2 protein-coding genes are annotated in these 610 nt (G+C 56.3%); one reads left to right on the forward strand and one right to left on the reverse strand.

Annotation, left to right across the window (positions count from 1 at the left end):
- Positions 1 to 357: DUF4158 domain-containing protein (locus KP705_RS16195; RefSeq protein WP_215764985.1), on the reverse strand; the 357-nt coding region annotated here is incomplete at its 3' end.
- Between the two features lie 156 nt (positions 358 to 513).
- On the opposite strand from KP705_RS16195, the gene KP705_RS21185 reads away from it, so the two are divergent.
- On the forward strand, positions 514 to 610 hold a 97-nt coding region (locus tag KP705_RS21185; protein WP_215764986.1), incomplete at its 3' end, for a recombinase family protein.

Raw genomic sequence — 610 nt, forward strand, 5'->3', positions numbered from 1 at the left:
CGACCGATCGAAGGTTCGGTAGCCATAACGCTTCATCAGGTGGGCCAGATGGGATCGACGGGTTTCGTCACGACGTCCGTAATGGGACCAGAGCCCAGGGGACAGGTCGAGCTGCCGCGCAACAAATGACAGAATGGGAGCCGGTGGTGTTTCACCAGATTCCAGCACCCGTCCCGGCCAGCGCATGTAGAGCATGACCATCGTGAAACCCAATCGGGAGGTTTCTCCGCGGCGGGTTGCGATCAGATCGAAGTCATCCTGGCTGAGTGTAAAATGTCTCGTGATCTCGCGATCATCGACAGAAGGCTCGTAATGTCGGGCGAGAGCTTCACGGGTCAGAAGACGGCGCCGCGCCATGATCGGATGTCTCCTTCATGTGTCCGGAAGGGGATMGTTGGACGGACTGTCCCGGACAAGTGCAACACGTCATGGAATACAGCCGTGTGCTGTGTCTCATAAAGGTGGTACCATATGTTTTGCAGTCATGGGGCCTTATACGTTACACTTTCCCGTATGACACACATAATGATCGGCTATGCCCGCTGCTCGACGGACAAACAGGATCTCGCGGCCCAGCATCAGGAACTGCTCAAACTCGGTGTTTCTGCCG

It is taken from the genome of Gluconobacter sp. P1D12_c, assembly GCF_018812105.1.
GTDB lineage: Bacteria > Pseudomonadota > Alphaproteobacteria > Acetobacterales > Acetobacteraceae > Gluconobacter > Gluconobacter oxydans_A.